Here is an 18,299-nt window from a genome sequence, read left to right on the forward strand (position 1 = left end):
CTAACAATAGCGTTATGTCAGATGCGCCGGAGTGAATCGTGAATTTCCAGCAACTTAAAATTATCCGTGAGGCGGCCAGGCGGGACTACAACCTGACCGAGGTCGCCAATATGCTTTATACCTCTCAGTCCGGCGTCAGTCGCCATATCCGCGAGCTGGAAGAAGAACTGGGGATAGAGATTTTTATCCGTCGCGGCAAGCGCCTGCTTGGCATGACGGAGCCGGGAAAAGCCTTGCTGACCATCGCGGAGCGGATCCTCAACGAGGCCAGCAATGTGCGTCGCCTGGCGGATCTCTTTACCAATGACGCCTCGGGCGTCCTCACTATCGCCACCACCCACACCCAGGCGCGTTACAGCTTGCCGCCGGTGATTAAAGCCTTCCGTGAACTTTTCCCTGACGTTCGTCTGGAGCTTATCCAGGGCACACCGCAGGAAATTGAAGTGCTGTTGCAAAACGGTGGGGCAGATATCGGCATTGCCAGTGAACGCCTGAGCAACGATCCGCTGCTGGTGGCTTTCCCGTGGTTTCGCTGGTACCACAGTCTGTTACTTCCCGTCGACCATCCGCTGAATCAGGTTACGCCCCTGACGCTGGAAGATATCGCGAAATGGCCACTGATTACCTACCGGCAGGGTATTACCGGACGCTCGCGCATTGATGAAGCCTTTAACCGCAAAGGCTTAACGCCGGATGTGGTGCTGAGTGCACAGGACTCTGATGTAATCAAAACCTACGTCGAGCTGGGGCTGGGCATTGGTCTGGTGGCGGAACAGTCCGGTGGTGAACGCGAGACGGAGAGCCTGGTACGACTGGATACGCGTCATCTCTTTGATGCCAATACCGTATGGCTCGGCCTGAAGCGTGGACAACTGCAGCGCAACTATGTGTGGCGCTTTATCGAACTCTGCAACGCCGGGCTGTCCGTGGATGAGATTAAACGTCAGGTGATGGAGCCAGAAGAAGTGGCGATTGATTATCAGATTTAAGCCCCTTATAGCACCCGTCCCCGTCGACAAGAAGCACAAGCCTGCAATTAAAGCAGGCTTTTTTATTGAAACCGTTTAATTTCCTGACCGCTTGTTCTCAAGAATACCCAGATGAATAACGATACCTTGTGACGTCATAAGATTGTTTTATATTGAAATGTTTCTCATATTTTCCATTGGGTTACATATAAGAATAAATAAAAAAATATGAATCTTTTAGATGAGGATAATATTCGCGTGCGGCAAAAAAAGGGGCTGAAAAGCCCCATAACACGCCGAGCGAAGCGTTAACTAAAAGGGTACTTTTTAAATGCCGCCTGGTTTTCGAAAACGTCGGCCACCGCCTGAATTCTTTTAAAATCCCCGGCGTTAACGACGTGAGGGATCATTGACTGAATAAATGTCCAGATAACCGTACTGGTAACAGCAACCTGATCGGCCACCGCGTTTTCCGGGCGTGCTTCCAGCAGCGCGTTCCATTCCCGACAGGCAGCCAGCAGCTGGACGGTAATACGTTCTATCCACGGATTATGTTGTTTCTCCGCCGGGCGCAGATTGTGTTCGTACACATTTTGCACAGCTTTCTCCGCGGCGGCGAGGATAAAGCCCAGCGTCTGGAGATCGTTCGCCAGTGCATCCGGCGTCACGGGCAGGAGTCTCCGTTCAGGCGCGGCCTGAGCCTCAAAATAATTCAGTATGAGAGACGAGTCCATCAGATGTGTTCCATTCTCCAGAACCAGCGTTGGCGCTTTTACCGCAGGGTTAATCCGGGAAAATTCCTCAAACGTGCTGAATACGGACAACGGCTGGCTTTCAAACGCAACGCCATAAAGTTCCAGGGAGACCGCCACGCGGCGTACATAAGGAGAATCCATCATGCCAATCAGCTTTATCATGATTCCCGTTTTCCTGTCTGTGTGAAAAAACGCTTCATTGAAGATGATAAACAGACATTACAATAAATTCGTTATGGCGAATATCATCAGTATCTTACGGCCTAAGTTAGTATTACTGACAGATTGGCCGGTTAGCGTTTATCAGATTCAGTGTATGAGGGCGTGGTTTCATGTCGGATTTTCCACCTATCGCAAGTTTGCGTAGTTTTGAAGCTGTGGCTCGCCTTGGCAGCGTAACGCTTGCGGCGAAAGAGCTTCACGTTACCCATTCCGCCATCAGCCAGCAGATTAAAGTGCTGGAGGAAATGGTGGGGGTGAAGCTGTTTATCCGTTATGGGCGAGGGGTGCAGATCAACGAAGAGGGGCGTCTCTACGCGTTACAGGTGCGCGAAGCACTGAATCATATCGCAGATGCCACCCGGTTAGTGCAGGTGAAACCGAGAATACTGGAACTGACGCTGGCGATGGTGCCGTCTTTTGGTTGTCACTGGTTGTTGCCGCGTCTGGAGCGGTTTCGGGAAAAATATCCACACATCACGCTGCGGATCCAGGCCAGTCTGACGATCACCCGCATGCAGCAGGAAGGGATAGATGTGGCGATACGCATGGGGAAAGGTAATTGGGAAGGAAGCAACTGCCATTATCTTTTTTCAGATGAACTGATTGTGGTTGCAGCACCCGGTTATAACGGCGGCGTCCTCCCGGCAACGCCAGCTGAGGTGGCGAAGAGTAAAATCATATTCTCCATGGAGTCGTGGAAAACCTGGTGTTTCAATGCGGGACTGGAAAAAGATATTGTGCCCGGCGGGTTATGCATTAACGACTCAAATTTAGTCCTTGAGGCTGTCAGACTCGGTAAAGGTATCGCGCTGGAGCGTCGCTCTCTGGTACAGGATGCCATCACCCGGGGCGAGCTGGTCCAGCTTACCTCTTTCACTGCACCTTATCCCTGGCCTTACTGGCTGGTGACATCGCAGTTAAGGGAAGCGAAACCGGAGGTGGCTCTCTTTAGTGAGTGGCTGGATGAGGAAGTGGCGACCTGGCGTCAGGTGACAGGGGCTGTGGAAAGTAACGGCTAACAGAAAGGCAAAAAGCCTGCTTTAAAAGCAGGCTTTTCAAATTTGGCTCCTCTGACTGGACTCGAACCAGTGACATACGGATTAACAGTCCGCCGTTCTACCGACTGAACTACAGAGGAATCGTGTGAACGAGGCGCATAGTATCGACCTCAGTCCGTCTTGTCAAAGGGGGAAAACGCACTTTTCGTTCGTTTGCCGACAATTTCAGCAAATCGCTGATTTTATAGCAAATTTGTGCTGAAATTACACAGCAAATTGCGCCGCCCGCAGGCGGCGCGCAGGATTAGAACAGTACGGAGTAGTTCAGACCAAACGTACGGCCACGGCCTTTATAAGTATACAGACCTGGTGCACCGTAGGTTGGGCTATACAGCCCCGGCGCACGCTGACCCCAGGCGGTGGTGTAGTCTTTGTCCAGCACGTTTTCCACGCTGAAGCTCACTTTACCCACCGGCAGGTCGTAGCTGCCCAGGAAGTCGACCGTGTTATAGCCATCGATCTTCTTACCGTCGGCATCTGACACGTCAAAGGTCTGAGTACTCTGCACGCGCAGGGTCCAGTCGCCCGGTGCCCAGTTGACCCAGGCGCTGGCTTTCGACGGGCTGGCGCTGTCTACCGTCAGCTTCTCCCATTTGCCGTTTTCGCGGGTTTCAGACTTAATGGCGTTAAAGTTCGCGCCCGTGCTCCAGTCGCTGTCGGTGAAGAAATAGTCCACCTGGCCTTCAATCCCGTAGATACGACGTTTGTCGTCTTCCAGGTTGATGGTCATGTCCGTTTTGTTGATGGTGATGGTTTTGTCCGAGAGCGAGTAATACGCCGCAACCTGCGTGCGCAGGTTATCGCCGGTGTAGCGCCAGCCCAGCTCATACGCGTTAACCTTAATGCCGTCCAGCGTCGAGTCGTTAACGTTCACGCTGTTCAGCAGGCGATAGTGCCCGTCGACAAGCTGGTAGGTACCGGAGCCGTAGTACTTCGCCAGGTCCGGAATTTCGAAGCCCTGGGAGAAGTTAAACCACAGCTGCTGCTGTTCGGTCAGACGGCCAAGGATCCCGGCGTTGAACAGGAAATTGTTGTAATTGGTTTTCCCGCCCGGTACCGCATCAGCCGATGTGGCTTTCCCGTTAGCGATGGCCTGTTGCTGGGTATAACCAACGAAGTCATCCACCTTGTTTTCGGTGTACTGATAGCGCACGCCGCCGCTCAGGGTAATGGCATCAATGTCGTAGCTGGCCTGCAGGAACGGGGCGAGGTTGGTAATGCTGTAACCCGGGTAACGGCCCACGTTATAGGCGTTCTCCAGATCCATACCGCCGCTTGCTGCCGCTTTGTCCAGATTGAAGAACTGCTGGTTAGCGTCGAAGGTTTCGTGGTCAGCATCCACACCCCAGGTCAGCGTTAAATCATCCATCGGTTTGCTGTTCAGCGTCAGCTTGCCGCCGTAAAAATCGGTTTTCTGCTGCGACGCACCGATGCTGCTCACCACGCCTTTGGTCAGTGTCGGGAACGGGTAGTAGGTCAGGCTTTCGTCACGATAGTAAATCTGTGCGACCAGATCCTGGCCCCAGAAATCGGTGTTGGAATACTGCAGGTTAATCAGATGCCGCTCTGTGCCCGGCAGGCGGTCAGAGTTCAGGTTGCCTTTATTGTAGGCTTTGGCATCACCCGTAACCGCGGAGAAGTTTTCCCCGAGGAACAGGCCGTGCTTCCCGTCGGACTCGCTCTTGTAGTATTGCGTCGTAAGCTGCAGCTGCTGGTGATCGTCGATGTTGAGGGTGCCTGTTCCCATCACATCCAGACGGTCGGAATATTGTAATCCGGTCTGGGTGTTATCAATAATCACCTCGTTGCCTTTGCCGTCGTACCAGCCGCCGTAGCGCTGATACGATACTGACAACCGGCCAGAGGCATTGTCGTTGCCGCCGCTCACCGCGGCTGACACGTTCTCATCGTGATCGTTATGGCTGTTAAAGCCACTCTTTGCTCCGGTCTGGAACTCCACTTCGGTATCAGGCTGGCCTTTTTTGGTCACGATATTCACCAAACCGCCGGTGCTGCCGCCGCCGTAGAGGGACGTGGCGCCGGAGATCACTTCGATACGGTCAATGTTGAACGGATCGATGGAGTCGAGCTGGCGGCTGTCGCTGCGGGAGGAGTTCAGGCGCACGCCGTCCACCATCACCATCATCGAGCGGCCGCGCAGGTTCATACCGTAGTTGGTGCGGCCCTGGCTGCTGACGTCCATGCCCGGGATCAACTGCGCCAGGACTTCTTTAATCTCTTTTCCACCCTGAACCTGCTGTTCAATCTCAGCACGCTCAATAACCCAGGTAGTCTGCGCCATCTCCGCCACGCTGCGGTGCGCGCGGCTGGCGGAGACAACAATATTTTCTTCCTTTTGTTCTTCCGCCCACGCAGAGGTAGAAAGCATTGCAAGCAAGCAAGGATTTAAAACCCAAAGATGAGAACGTTTCATTGTTATGTAGTTCCTGAATGTGTGTGTCAGTACTCGGTGGTTCTTGCTAAAGATTGATAAACCTGGCTGCTGTCCGGGCGGGGAGTGCTACGCCAGTGGATCACGCCAGGGGTAGTGGCCAGCTCAAACGGCTCGTCGTCGTGCGCGCGATTCAGAATACGCGCGGCGCGCCAGGCCATCAGGCTGAGCTGGGGTTCGGCAATGCCAAGACGGTGCATCCCGGCATTCACGGCGAACAGGCGGTTGCTCTGCGGACCGTCCCATTCAAGGGTGAAATCATTGTTGATGCAGAAGGTTTCGTCGGCGTCCAGACGCAGGCGATGGGAGAGCGGTGCCAGAAACGCAGGCTGCACGGTGCGATAGCCGGTCGCGAAAATCACCACGTCGGTATCGAGTTGTTCACGGCCGCCGTCAAGGTGATGCTGTAACGTCAGGCGCTTGCCGTTCTCCTGCTGCGCGATCGCGGTGACCGAGCGAGAGGGCAGGAGGTGTGCCCACGGTTTTTCCCGCAGCACTTCGAAGCGGTGATACATGGCGCGATAAATCGCCAGCAGAGACTCCGTGGTGATGCCGTCGGAGGTCATCTTCTGCTCGTGCAGCATCTGACGACGCGCCTCTTCGCCAAGCGTGGAGAAGCTGTCTACATATTCCGGTGTGAAATACTCGTTGGCGAAAGCCGCTTCATCCAGCGCGTTATAATTGTTGCGTCGGGAAACCCAGTTCAGGCTCAGTGGCTGACCCCACTCCCCGCGGAAGATATTCAGAAACAGATCCGCACCACTCTGACCTCCGCCGACGACGGTGACGCGCTTGCCCGCTAAGTCCGGCGTGCGCAGCATCATCTCGCTGGCGTGGAAGCAGCTGTCATCCTGCGCCGGAGCGCAGTCAGGCAGGTTAATCTGTTTGCCAATTCCCACGCAGACGTTACGCGCCAGGAAGCGATCGCGCTGAGTCACCACGTCGAACAGACCGTTTTTTTCATCAAAACTGACCTGCTGTACCTGCTGGCTGAAGGACAGGTTAGTGAGATTTTCCGCGGCCCAGCACAGGTAATCGGCAAACTCTTCGCGAGAAACGGTACGCTGCTCGGTGGTCAGAAAACGATAGAACTTTTTACGCTGCACCAGATAGTTAAGAAAACTGTGGCGATTGGTGGGCTCCACGGCGCTCACCAGATCTTTCAGGAAGCTGGTTTGCATATGGCAGTCCGGTACCATCATGCCAGGGTGCCAGGAGAAATGCGGCTTGCGTTCAAGAAACAGCGAACTAAAACCGTCCAGTCCCTCAGCCAGTGCGGCGATGCTGAGGTTAAACGGGCCAATACCAATGCCGATGAAATCATACGTTTTCATTGCGCTGACTCCTGGGAGACCAGAAAAAGAGGGTTATCAAGATCGGTGACATAGTTCGGCAACATGCGGCTGCCGCCATCGTGTTCGGAGAAGGTCAGTTTGACCGGGTTGAGGATCACGCGAATAATTTGCGGCTTAAACAGATCAAACTTCGCGAAGCGTTCGGCGAGATCGGGATGCGCGGCCATATAGCGGTGCAATACCTCGGCCAGGATCTGGTAGAAACGGGTTTCGCTGACGCCGCTTTGCAGGGTAAGGCGTGAAATAAACCGCAGCACCGTGACAAAGTTACCGGTTTGCAGATCGTGAATGATGTAATCCGCACTCAGGCGCGCCGTGACGGACTTCACCTGTTCAGGCAGGCTTGCTGCCTGCGGGAAATCTTCATCCACCAGGCGCATGTCCCCCTGGAAATCTTTCAGCAGGATGCGTTGCGGGATGGCGTCTTTCATCACCAGCGTCACGTTCTGGCCGTGGGCGATAAGCGCCACGCCGTAGCGGCAGAGCAGGTGATAGAAGGGGATGACCGTCGCGTCAAAGAGCTTTTCCAGCCAGGCTTCAGCGGTCAAACCGGATTGGGCGATCCATGCGTCAATCAAGGGGCGTCCGGCGTTATCGCTCTCCATCAACGCAGCCATCAGCACCGCTTCTTCACCCTGCTGAAGATAACAGGACGGATTTTCGCGCCAGATAACCCCCAGCATCTCCTGATAACGGTAAGGCGCTTTCGGCAGCGCGGCGTAACCCGGGTGGGAAAGATACCCGGCCGCGGGCTCGCCAAGCACCTGCGCGCCACAGCGAATAAGCGTGGCATCGCTGGCGAACTGCTGCTGTAACCAGCGTGAGGCCAGCGGGCCAGCGGCAATGTACTTACCCGGAATACCGCGATAGCAGGAGGTGTTGTAAATGGTCAGCGGCAGCTTGATGTCAAACGGCGCGCGGCGGCTGGCATTGGTGAGGGTACGCAACGATTGTTGCGCCAGGTACTCGTCGCCAAACTCGCCCAGCTCAACCATTTCGCCGCGCGCGAGTTGCGCCAGGAAATGGACAGCAATCTTTTGTTGCCACTGCCACGGATGCAGCGGCACGGGCAGCCAGTTATCATCAAGATCCAGCGCCTGCCAGCGGGCATCAAACCGGGCGCGCTCGGCGTTATCCATGGCGCTCGCCAGCAGAGTATTGATATCGCAATCAACATCGCTGCTCCAGACCAGGTGCGCACGTTGCACGGCGACCCAGTGCAGGCGAAAACGGCCACGGTATTCCGGGGCATACTGGCGTAGCGCATCCAGCCCCCAGCCACGGCGTCCCTTGTTAAAGATAAACTTAGGATGGCCGCTCATCAGGCACTGTAATTCGTCCGGGTCGAGATGAATGAGCGCGTCAGCATCCAGCGTTTCGCGCGCCTGTAACAGCTGAATATCACCCCGCAGCGTGGCATAGAGATCTTCCAGATGCTCCGCGGTCTGCGCGTCGCTCATCTCCAGTACCGTCGCAAGCTGCAGCAGTGCAGTTTCTGCGTCCACTGCGTTACCGCTGACGGTGGTCAGGCTCTCGGGGTCGATATGCAGCCAGCCCCAGATCCCGCGCGTGGCCTGGAACTGCCAGGTCTCCGCGCCCATGGTGATTTGCCATCGATTGTCTGCCAGCTGCCGGGCGCTCAGGGTGCGTTCATATTCCAGCTCGGCGAGGATCTTCGCCACCATGTCGCGGTTCACTTTCTGCCAGTACACGTTCACAGTCCCACCTCGCTGAAGAAGCGGTGACGCTGGTTCATGATGAGGCGCGAGCGTTTATGTGGGAAGTCGAACTCTTTTACGGTCTCGAAACCGGCAGACGAAAGATGGCGGAACAGGCGCTGGTTGTCGAAACGCGGCTCGGCAACGATGCGTGTTGTGCGTGGCTCATCCAGCCACAGATAATGGCTCAGACCGCGCAGCCAACTGCGGATATACTGCGCGCCGCGCCAGTTTTCTTCCCCAACCAGCATGTGCAGGCCGCGGTCAAACGGCTGCCAGCGATAGTGACGACCAATACGGTCTTCCGCCGCCCAGTAAATTTCAAAGTAGCCGAACGGCTGGTCATCAAAGCAGCCGATAAGCGGATAACAATAGGTCGAGTCGAGCTGACGGCGCAGGTAATTTTCCTGCTCCGCCTGCGGGCCGGCCATCTCCCAGAAGGCGTTAACGCGCGGGGTGTTCATCCAGCGGGTGAAACGTTCGCCGTCCTGCGCCACATCGGCCACGCGGAAACTCAGGGTGCGTTTAATCTGCGGGTCGTAACGGCGATAGACTTCGCCTTGCGGACGGTGAGGGCGTAGCGGGAAGTAAAGCTGACGGCTTTCATCGAACTGCATGCCGCCGTGGTTCTGGGGCCGTTCTCCCTGCAGCCACAGAGGCAACTGCCAGAACGTTTCGCGCGCCAGATAATCCCCGCTGGCAAGCGTAAACAGCGCCTGCGCCTGCGGTTCATCCTGCCAGGCAGACCAGGGGAGCGTGACGCCGGTCAGTGCCGGTGCGGCGATGAACAGCTGATCCAGCGCGTTGACTAACCAGCCTTCCGGGATACCACTCACGCGCTCAAGCACTGCGCTGCCGTCGAGACCTAACGTCAGGGGCAGAGTGTTCTCCGTTGCGGTGCAGCGAAAGCCATAGCCAGAATGGACGATATTCGCGTTTGCCATCACGCCTTCTCCTTGTAAAACGGGTTGCTAAAGTCGAAATAGATCACTGCCGGATCGGCGATGGTGTTTTCGTTGCGATCGTGCAGGTAGCAGAAAAAGTTGCCTTTACAGTTCCAGGTTGGGCTGTCGAGCACGTAGTCGAGGCAGCGGGTCTGTTTCGCTGTTTTGCGTAATTCGGCCAGTGCGTCACGCACCTGCGCCATCAGGCTCTCTTCGCTGTCGAAACCGGCGGCGGCGAGGGCGGCAGTCACGGCAAGCGTTGAGTTCAGCAGCAGGTAGTAGGGGAAGTAGCGCAGCAGCTGGCTTTCGCCAAAACGGTTTTCCACATCATGTTCACCCGCCTCTTTTAGCCATTCATTGGCCCCTTCAGTCCAGGCGCTGCCCTGACAATCGCGGTAGATCAGCCCGACGGGGAAATCCTGCTGCATCTCAACGAGGATATTTTGCTGGTGCGCCAGCAGAACCAGGCCGTAATCCGCTTCCGCGCTAAACAGCGGAAGTAAAACGCGATCGCAATACGCCTGCACCCAGCAGCGCGCAGCCTCGGCAAGGGGTAAATCCAGGCGATGGCTCAGACGACGTACCGCCGCAACCAGCAGACTGTCACCTCCGTCCGGTGCCGCCTGCGTCAGGCTCACCAGTACGTTGGTCTGGCTCTCTGGCGTCTCGAACAGCAGGTTCACGCGCAGGGCCATCAGGCTCTCTTCCTGGATGACGCCATTTTCATCACGCAGCCCCGCCCAGCCGTCTTCCTGCATAACACGCAGGGTCGGGTAGCGTGCCTGTAAGGTCTGCCAGCGCGCTGTCTTAGCCAGACGCGCCAGGCGCATACCGCGTTTAACCTCTTTCACCGACAGCGTGCGCACGGAGTTGGTCAGGCGCACGCTGAGGGAAAACTTGATCATGTCGCTGTTGGTTTCGCTGTAGAGCGAGCGCGAGGAGCTGGTGGGCAGCCACTGCGCGCCCGCTTCGCCCAAATCCTGCAGGTCGCCGTTAGCCACAAGACGCTGGCACCAGGCCTGACCCAGCAGATGCTCGGCCTGCCACGGATGCATCGGCAGCAGCCAGCAGGTATCGGTGAAGTGACCGAGGAGCTCAGGGGCACTCTGCGCTGCGAAGCGCAGCAGGCGTTCGCGAAGAGAGACGGCCAGGCTGTCGCCGGCAATCAATTCACGCTTAACCGCAAACCAGCGCAGCGGGAAGCGGGAGGCAAAATCAGGCAAATAACGGCGCGCTTCACTTTCGTTAAACGGCTCGTGAGATTTGGGGGCCGGGTGAAACGCATGGCCCACCAGCAGCGCCTGTTCTGCTTGCGCAAAATTCAGCGGTTTGTCACGCAGGGTTGCCCAGTTGTGGCGCAAATCGATGGCCTGCCAGGTGTGGGCATGGCTTTCAAGGGCGCGTTGCTTAAAGCGAGCCAGCGTTTCGGTATCGAGTGAGCCTTTAACTGAAGGTTTTTCCAGAATTAAGTCAATCAGTTGCGTGAAAGTGACGGCGTCACCGCTGTCGCTGTCGCGCTGGATAAGCGTCGCCGGAAAGTGATACTGATGATGCTGAGTCGGAGAGAAATAGCGTACCGGAACCCGAATGGCCTGGGTTGAAGAGAGCGGAATATGAATCTGCGATAGCTCATCCGCAACGGTAGCGGGGAGATAGCGCCAGTCCTTCGTTTCACGCAACAGGGCGTTCAAAAAACACTGGGCCGCAACGTCTGTACCGGCGGAGCGGGGCAGAGTACGCATAGGTGTACCTCATTCCATGATTGATAATAATTATCGTTATGATATGCATTCTGTTTACAGTCGCAACTATTTTTGCAATATTTGTTTTCATAAACTTCATGATTTCCACACATTTATTGACACTATGTTCACATTCTCATGCGCACTTACCCTGAAACACTGACGGAAAACCTCACCCCGAAAGCGAACTGGCCACTGGCGTTATGCGCCGGATTGTTAGGTATTGGGCAAAACGGTTTGCTGGTCATGCTGCCGCAACTGGTCACCCTGACCGGGTTATCGCTCTCCGTCTGGGCGGGGCTGTTAATGTTCGGCTCCATGCTCTTTTTACCCGCATCGCCCTGGTGGGGGCGTCAGAGCGAGCGACACGGCTGTAAGGTCGTGATGCTGGCCTCGCTAAGTGGCTATCTGGCGAGTTTCGTCGTGATGGCGCTGGTGGTCTGGGCGATGGCAAGCGGGATGATGAGTGCTGTCTGGGGGCTGGCGGGCCTGATCCTCTCGCGCACGCTGTACGGCCTGACCGTCTCAGGGCTGGTGCCAGCGGCTCAGACATGGGCCATTCAGCGCGCGGGTCTGGATAAACGCATGGCCGCGCTGGCGACCATTAGCTCCGGCCTCAGCTGCGGTCGTCTGCTGGGGCCGCCGCTGGCGGCGATGATGCTTAGCGTCAATCCGGTGGCACCCCTCTGGTTGATGGCGATTGCACCGTTTATTGCTCTCCTGCTGGTCCTTCGAGAGGTCGCCGAACCGCCGCTGCCGCCTGTCGCGCATCAGGCAACGCATGTGCAGGTTTCAATGCTGCCGTACCTTGTGCTGGCGTTGCTTCTGGCCGCACTGGTGAGCCTGATGCAGCTTGGCCTGTCACCGCATCTCAGCCCTCTGCTGGACGGTAACCCGCGAGAGGTGAGTCATCATGTCGCGCTGCTGCTGAGTCTGGCCGCGCTGGCAACCCTCGCTGCGCAATTTCTGGTGGTCCGTCCGCAGCATTTCAGCCCGGTGACATTGCTCTGCCTGGCCGCGGTACTGATGGTGACGGGACTGGGGCTAATGTGTATTGCCGGTCTGGTGTTGTTCTACGTGGGGATTGTCATGACGTCGCTGGGAGCCGCCATGGCGACGCCGGGATACCAGCTGCTGCTGAATGAACGGCTGACCACCGGAAAAGGGGCGGGAGTGATTGCCACCAGCCACACGCTGGGTTACGGCCTGAGTGCGCTGCTGGTGCCTGTCGTCACGCGTTTATTCGGCGAGGTATTTTTAACGCAGGCCGCCTGGGTGATGGCGCTGATGTTTCTGGTGATGAGCCTATGGGTACGGGCGGTCAATCGTACCCATGTCGACCCGTCTTAATGGAGCTGGTGAGATGAATTGCCGGCAGGATCCTCATTTTGCCGCAGACGCAGCAGAGGGTCTTGCTGATAAAACTGACAGAACCGTTGCCACAGGGCCGGGAAACGGGGGGCGAAAAGCTCAGGCGCGCTAAAGAAATATTCTGACAGCACCGCAAAGCACTCCGCAGGATCGGTTGCCGCATAGGCATCGATGCTGGCGGCACTTTCGCCCACCAGATCTATCTCATCCTGGATATTATCCATTGCCGCATGCAGATCGTGTTCCCAACCTGCAACCTCACGAAGCGGGATCAGCGGTACACCGCTGGCACGATCGCCGTTGCGGGTATCCAGCTTATGCGCCACTTCGTGAATGATCAGGTTAAAGCCTGATGCGTCGAAGGAGTCCTGAATATCAAGCCAGTTCAGGATGATCGGTCCTTGCTGCCAGCTTTGCCCGGACTGCACCACCCGCTGGTTATGCACCAGGCCGAAATCGTCCTGCCATTCATCGTCCACCACAAACGGTGCTGGGTAGATGAGCACTTCATGGAAGCCATCCAGCCACTCAATACCGAGTTCCAGTACCGGCAGACAGAAAAGCAGGGCGATACGCGCGTTTTTCAGGGGATCCAGCTCGAAGCCCTGCAGCGGAACCAGACGTTTTTGCTGCAAAAAGCGATCCGCCAGTTGAACCAGTTTTGATTGTTCATCCGGCTGAAGATTAGCCAGAACAGGGATCGCCAGCGCTTCATCCCACGGCAGCGCCATATTTCGGCCAGCGTCATTCGTTTTCCAGGGCCACTTAATCATCGCTTTGCTCGCAAACTCGTCACTTGAACAAAAGGGGAAGGTAAGGTTCTGTTAAAATGCCAGACATTCGGTCATTGCTTCAATTCCAGCCTCGATAAACTATCACTTCGTACGTAACGGTGGATAGCGGTTTGCTGGTATCACCTTCATTTTGTGAACTCAGTCGAAGCCTAATCTTATGACACTTACCCCATTAAGTTCAGCGTGAAAACCAACTCCTTAAGGAATTTCGGCGCTTCACCGGTTGCGGCAGGACAATAAGCCGCTATTATTTTTGACTTTCGTTCGTATTGCCAGACAGGACATTCAGACGCTATGCCCGTAAATTTTGACCTTAACGATCTTTATGCTTTCAGAGCGTTAGTGGAATACGGCAACTTTCGGGTTGCTGCTGAATCTATCTGTTTGTCCCCGTCAGCACTGAGCCGCAGGATTGAAAAACTGGAAGCGGCGCTGGGAGCGAAGCTGTTTGACCGGACCACCCGCCACGTGGCTCTGACACTGTACGGGCAGAACTTTGCTGAACGTTCAGCGCAGTTGCTCGATAACGTTGAGTCCATGCTGGCTGATATTGATAAAGTGAGTGAAGAGCGGACCGGGCTGATTACCGTCGCTACGGTACCGTCTGCGGCCTATTACTTTATGCCGGATGTCATTCGTCGCTTTCAGTCCCGTTATCCGCGTGTCCGGATTAAGCTCATCGACAGCAGCGCGGGGAATGTCATTGACGCGGTTGCCCGTAGCCAGGCGGATTTCGGGATCTGTTTCGCCGGGAGTTTGCCCTCTGAAATCGAGTTTTTCCCCCTTGTGGAAGATAGCTATGTCGCCGCGTGCAGGCGCGATCACCCTCTGGCAAAAAAGACTCACCTGACGTGGCAGGCGTTTTATCAGCAGGACTATATCATCCTCGACAAAACGTCAGGCAACCGTAACCTGCTCGACCGGATGCTGGGGGATATCGTGCCTGCGCGTCCCAGCGTTTGCGAAACGCGCCATGTGACCACGATGCTCGGTATGGTAGAGGCGGGCATCGGCATTGCTGCCGTGCCCGCCATGTCGATGCCGACGTCAGAGCACTCGCTACTGACGTCTGTCCCGCTCGTGGCACCGGAGGTGAAACGCACTGTGGGGCTGATTCGACGCCGGGGGCGTATCCAGTCTTACATTGCGGCTGAACTGGAAAAACACATTACTGAGCAGTACCGCGGGACGTGACGGGGCTCATCCCCGTGTCGCGAATCACGGCGCTGGACTGTGTCGAGGAAAGGTAATCCAGCAGCGCTTTCCCTTCGCCAGGATGGTCGGCGTGGCGGGTGACGGCGCCAGCAAAGCGGGTGATGTATTGCAGGTTGTCCGGGAGTTTGCCAATAAACGTCACTCCCGGAATCGGCAGCAGTTCGCTGACCTGCTGGAAACCTACCGCGTATTTCCCTTTCGCCACTTCTTCGGCGACGGGAATGCGCTCAACCTTCGTTGCTTTACCCATCACCTCTTTTTCAATCCCCAGCGTTTTGAACAGCGTCTGGCTGACGTATCTGCCGCTGGCGCTGTCGGAGTAGGCGATGGACTCCGCCTGAAGCAGCGTATGGCGAAGTTTCGCCTCGTTACTGATATCCGGGACGTCAGCGCCTTTTTTTACCACCATACCGACAGGGGAGTCCGCAAGTTCCGTGCGTGAGCCTGGCTGAGTCAGGTTGTCCTTTTCAAGTGTTGCCAGCGCATCGCCCACCATGATCACCACGTCGGCTTTTTCCCCGCGCGCAAGCCGGTTAGGAATTGCCTGCGGAGTCGTTCCCATAGACGGGCCGGGAATGAGCACAATGTTATCGCCGGTCTGGCGTTCATATTCCGGTGCCAGCTTTTCAAGGGCGGCTTTAAAACCGCCTGAGATCATGACCGTCACCTCTTTCGCTGAGGCACTGAAGCTCAGGACGGTCAGTATCAACGCGCTGGTGGTCAGTCGAGGAATCAGTCTCATGCCGCCCCCTCTGATTTCACGGTATTTTGCAGCGTCACTGCACGACGACGGTACAGGTAAAGTGTTGCCAGCAGGGCGCACACCGCGGCGAAACTCATCCAGTAGCCGGGAGAGGCTTTATCCCCGGTATATTCTATCAGCGCGGTAGACATTACCGGCGTGAACCCCCCAAATACCGCCGTTGCCAGACTGTAGGCCAGAGAGAACCCCGCCACGCGAACTTCAGAAGGCATGATCTCCGTGAGCGCCGGGATCATCGCACCGTTGTACAGGCCATAGAGGAAAGAGAGCCACAGCAGGACGCTCAGCATCATTGAGAAGCTCGGTGCCTGCGCCAGCAGCGTCAGTGCCGGGTAGCTCGTCGCCAGAGCCAGCAGCGTCATGGCGATAAGCACCGGTTTACGCCCAAAGCGGTCCGACAGCGCACCGCCTATCGGCAGCCAGATAAAGTTGGAAATTGCCACCAGAAGCGTGACCAGCAGGCTGTCCGAGGCGCTGAGCATCAGCACTTTTTTCCCGAAAGTCGGCGCGTAAACGGTGATCAGATAAAAGGCCGTGGTGGTCATTGCCACCATCAGCATGCCGGCAATGACCACCTGCCAGTTACCGAGCAGGGTTTTAAAGACCTGATGCATCTCCAGATGATGGCGGCGTGCATTGAACTCCTCTGTCTCCTCCAGCTTGCGGCGCAGGAAAAAGATAAACGGTACGATTAAGCAGCCGACCAGGAACGGGATACGCCAGCCCCATTCACGAATGGCGCTCTCTGCCATCAGCGCATTCAGCGCAAAACCCATGGCTGCCGCAACCATAATAGCGACCTGCTGGCTGCCGGACTGCCAGCTGGTGTAAAAACCTTTGCGGCCGGGCGTGGCAATTTCTGCCAGATAGACCGATACGCCACCCAGCTCCGCTCCGGCAGAAAACCCCTGCAACAGTCGGCCAGTCAGAACCAGTAACGGTGCCCACAGACCTATGCTGTGATAAGACGGAATAAGCACGATCAGGAAGGTACCCGCCGCCATAATCGACAGGGTCACGATGAGTCCTTTTCTGCGCCCAACCTTGTCGATATAGGCACCCAGTACGATTGCCCCGATGGGGCGCATTAAAAATCCTGCGCCGAAGACGGCAAACGTCATCATCAGGGAAGCAAATTCACTGCTCGCCGGGAAAAAGGTATGCGCGATGTAGGTCGCATAAAAGCCGAAGAGAAAGAAGTCGAATTGCTCGAGAAAGTTGCCGGACGTAACGCGAAGTATCGCGCCCGCTTTCGAGCGAACGGTTGCAGGTGAGGTTGAGGAAAACATGGTTATCTCCAGTTTATTGTTGACGTTTTGCTCGTCTGTTTCTGAAAACTGGATCAAGAACCCCAAATTTATAAGCGCAATTAATACATGGACTGATGCATTTAACGCATCAATAGCGCGTGGTCGATCGGGAGTGATTGTCGTAACAACAACTTAACAATTAATTGATTTTTTATTCACCAGGTTGGGTAAGTCACTGATATTGCCGTTTTGTGACATCGCGCAGAGGCACCTTTGTTTGCAGAGAAGACAAAAGCCAGGCGATGCCTGGCTGTTAACGATGACTCACCGCGACTTACCGCAACGCGTTGGCAATCGCACTGAACATCAGTGAGGCTTCCAGCGGCTGTGCGCTAAACGACGGTTCGGCCTGCGGCCAGGTGGACCACTGAACGATCACCAGATTTTCCGCCTGGTTTACCATGATCATCTGCCCAAAAATGCCCAGCGCCCAGAGCGAGCCTTTCAGCGACTCATTCGCCGCGGGCACCACCTTCGTGGCCGTGACGGGCACTTCGTTGTTCCACCACTGATAGCCGTACAAGCCGGTCGGGTGTGCGTCAGAGACAGAGCCATCAGCCTGCGTCCAGCGTGAGGCGTCTTTCACCCAGTTGTCGGGCAGGATCTGTTTGCCGTTCGGTAGTGTGCCGTTATGCAGGATAAACTCCCCGAAGCGTCCCCAGTCTTCCAGCGTGGCGTTAAAGCCATGCGCGCCGACATCATGCTGACCTTTACGGTAGGCATGCCATACACCGTCGCTCGCCATGCCGTACGGCTGCCAGATGCTCTTCTCAAGATAGGCGGCCAGGGTCATGCCCGTTGCACGCTCAAGCACGTCACCCAACAGCCAGGCGCCACCGGAGGAGTAAGACCAGTGCTGGCCTGCCGGGTGTTCGCGTTTCAGCCCGGACACCAGCTTACGCACGCAGTCATAGGTGCCTGGTTTCGCTTCACACTCGGTGAGCTGCGCGAAATCGGAGGCGGGATTAGTGTAGTCTTCGTTCCATGCCACGCCGGAGGTGTGGGTGATCAGCTGTTTTAACGTCACGCCGTCCCAGGCGGTGCCTTTCAGGTCTGGCTCGTATTGCGTGACCAGGTCGTCGAGTGAGCGAATTTTTCCCTCTTTGAGAGCCACGCCAACCAGCGTTGAGACCACGGATTTCCCGACCGAACGGGAGGTCCAGAGCGTCGTATCCGTATTGCCTTCGCCGAGATATTTCCACGCGATTTTGCCGTCTTTCAGTAACAGCATGCCGCTCACGTTCTGACGTTTCAGGTAGTCCTGCAGGTTATAGGTCTTGCCGTTGACCTGATAGCGGGCGTCAGTGAGCGGTTTCTCTGCGCTGAGCAGCGGCGTGGCGTTGCCGTGATGGAACACATCTCCCGCGTAGTTGCGGTAGTCATTTCGAAAGCCGACCACGCGATCCGCCTGACTCCAGGTGAGCATCTTGTGCGTGTCAGGAAGCTGTTTGTCGAACGGAGCAGGGCAGGTGTTCAGGTCAGTACCGTCGCAGGCCGCCAGCGCGACAGGCGCAAACAGAGCGCTGCACAGGCTAATTACAACGCCCGCCAGCAGCGTGCGGTTCAGTGAAGGATAATTCATCATTTTTCTCGCTGTGATTAGGAACGCCTTCAGTTTAAGAACCCGCGACT

Annotated in this window: 14 protein-coding genes and 1 tRNA gene; 4 read left to right on the top strand and 11 right to left on the bottom strand. The window is 56.2% G+C overall.

The annotated features are described in order from the left end of the window. The first annotated feature begins 38 nt into the window (after positions 1-38). Complete coding sequence (cbl, locus tag QRN24_RS07780) at positions 39-989, top strand: HTH-type transcriptional regulator Cbl (RefSeq protein ID WP_073396092.1); 951 nt, start codon at positions 39-41, stop codon at positions 987-989. Between the two features lie 287 nt (positions 990-1,276). On the opposite strand, the gene QRN24_RS07785 is transcribed toward cbl, so the two are convergent. Beyond that, a complete protein-coding gene (locus QRN24_RS07785) occupies positions 1,277-1,885 on the bottom strand; it encodes a glutathione S-transferase family protein (RefSeq protein WP_047744884.1) in 609 nt (202 codons plus the stop codon). A gap of 170 nt (positions 1,886-2,055) precedes the next feature. On the opposite strand from QRN24_RS07785, the gene QRN24_RS07790 reads away from it, so the two are divergent. Then, entirely contained in the window at positions 2,056-2,964 is a 909-nt protein-coding gene (locus tag QRN24_RS07790; protein ID WP_151712446.1) for a LysR substrate-binding domain-containing protein, read from the top strand. A gap of 43 nt (positions 2,965-3,007) precedes the next feature. Here QRN24_RS07790 and QRN24_RS07795 read toward each other — a convergent pair. The 6 genes from QRN24_RS07795 to QRN24_RS07820 all read right to left on the bottom strand — a co-directional run bounded on the left by QRN24_RS07795 (position 3,008) and on the right by QRN24_RS07820 (position 11,214). Next, positions 3,008-3,083: transfer RNA gene (locus QRN24_RS07795), tRNA-Asn, on the bottom strand. Between the two features lie 164 nt (positions 3,084-3,247). Next, positions 3,248-5,437, bottom strand: coding sequence for a TonB-dependent siderophore receptor (locus QRN24_RS07800; protein ID WP_014170770.1), 2,190 nt, complete (start codon positions 5,435-5,437; stop codon positions 3,248-3,250). Positions 5,438-5,463: 26 nt separating this feature from the next. After that, the gene (locus tag QRN24_RS07805) at positions 5,464-6,789 is read right to left on the bottom strand and encodes a lysine N(6)-hydroxylase/L-ornithine N(5)-oxygenase family protein (RefSeq protein WP_032678487.1); all 1,326 of its coding nucleotides are present in this window, start codon (positions 6,787-6,789) and stop codon (positions 5,464-5,466) included. Then, positions 6,786-8,528, bottom strand: coding sequence for an aerobactin synthase IucC (iucC, locus tag QRN24_RS07810; RefSeq protein ID WP_284942595.1), 1,743 nt, complete (start codon positions 8,526-8,528; stop codon positions 6,786-6,788). The genes QRN24_RS07805 and iucC overlap by 4 nt, the downstream gene beginning before the upstream one ends. After that, complete coding sequence (locus QRN24_RS07815; RefSeq protein ID WP_284942596.1) at positions 8,525-9,472, bottom strand: GNAT family N-acetyltransferase; 948 nt, start codon at positions 9,470-9,472, stop codon at positions 8,525-8,527. The genes iucC and QRN24_RS07815 overlap by 4 nt, the downstream gene beginning before the upstream one ends. Then, positions 9,472-11,214 (bottom strand): IucA/IucC family protein, encoded by a 1,743-nt coding sequence (locus tag QRN24_RS07820; protein ID WP_284942597.1) that lies wholly within the window; start codon positions 11,212-11,214, stop codon positions 9,472-9,474. Before QRN24_RS07820 ends, QRN24_RS07815 begins: the two co-directional genes overlap by 1 nt. Positions 11,215-11,352: 138 nt before the next feature. Between QRN24_RS07820 and QRN24_RS07825 the strand changes: the two genes are divergently transcribed. Continuing rightward, entirely contained in the window at positions 11,353-12,564 is a 1,212-nt protein-coding gene (locus QRN24_RS07825) for an MFS transporter (RefSeq protein ID WP_284942598.1), read from the top strand. Here QRN24_RS07825 and mtfA read toward each other — a convergent pair. Further along, entirely contained in the window at positions 12,561-13,358 is a 798-nt protein-coding gene (gene mtfA / locus QRN24_RS07830; protein WP_014170764.1) for a DgsA anti-repressor MtfA, read from the bottom strand. The genes QRN24_RS07825 and mtfA overlap by 4 nt on opposite strands. Positions 13,359-13,673: 315 nt before the next feature. Here mtfA and psrA point away from each other — a divergent pair, with 315 nt between their 5' ends. After that, positions 13,674-14,573 carry an L-proline-binding transcription factor PsrA gene (psrA, locus tag QRN24_RS07835; RefSeq protein ID WP_014170763.1) on the top strand — a complete coding sequence of 300 codons (900 nt, stop codon included), beginning with the start codon at positions 13,674-13,676 and terminating at the stop codon, positions 14,571-14,573. Here psrA and QRN24_RS07840 read toward each other — a convergent pair. From QRN24_RS07840 to QRN24_RS07850, 3 genes are all read right to left on the bottom strand, one after another. Next, positions 14,548-15,336, bottom strand: coding sequence for a substrate-binding domain-containing protein (locus tag QRN24_RS07840; RefSeq protein ID WP_063156604.1), 789 nt, complete (start codon positions 15,334-15,336; stop codon positions 14,548-14,550). The genes psrA and QRN24_RS07840 overlap by 26 nt on opposite strands. Next, a complete protein-coding gene (locus tag QRN24_RS07845; RefSeq protein ID WP_020883317.1) occupies positions 15,333-16,646 on the bottom strand; it encodes an MFS transporter in 1,314 nt (437 codons plus the stop codon). The genes QRN24_RS07840 and QRN24_RS07845 overlap by 4 nt, the downstream gene beginning before the upstream one ends. 295 nt (positions 16,647-16,941) lie before the next feature. After that, positions 16,942-18,249, bottom strand: coding sequence for a serine hydrolase domain-containing protein (locus QRN24_RS07850; RefSeq protein ID WP_284942636.1), 1,308 nt, complete (start codon positions 18,247-18,249; stop codon positions 16,942-16,944). Positions 18,250-18,299: the final 50 nt, after the last annotated feature.

The sequence above is a fragment of the Enterobacter sp. MEB024 genome, from assembly GCF_030209635.1.
In the GTDB taxonomy this organism is placed as follows: domain Bacteria; phylum Pseudomonadota; class Gammaproteobacteria; order Enterobacterales; family Enterobacteriaceae; genus Enterobacter; species Enterobacter ludwigii.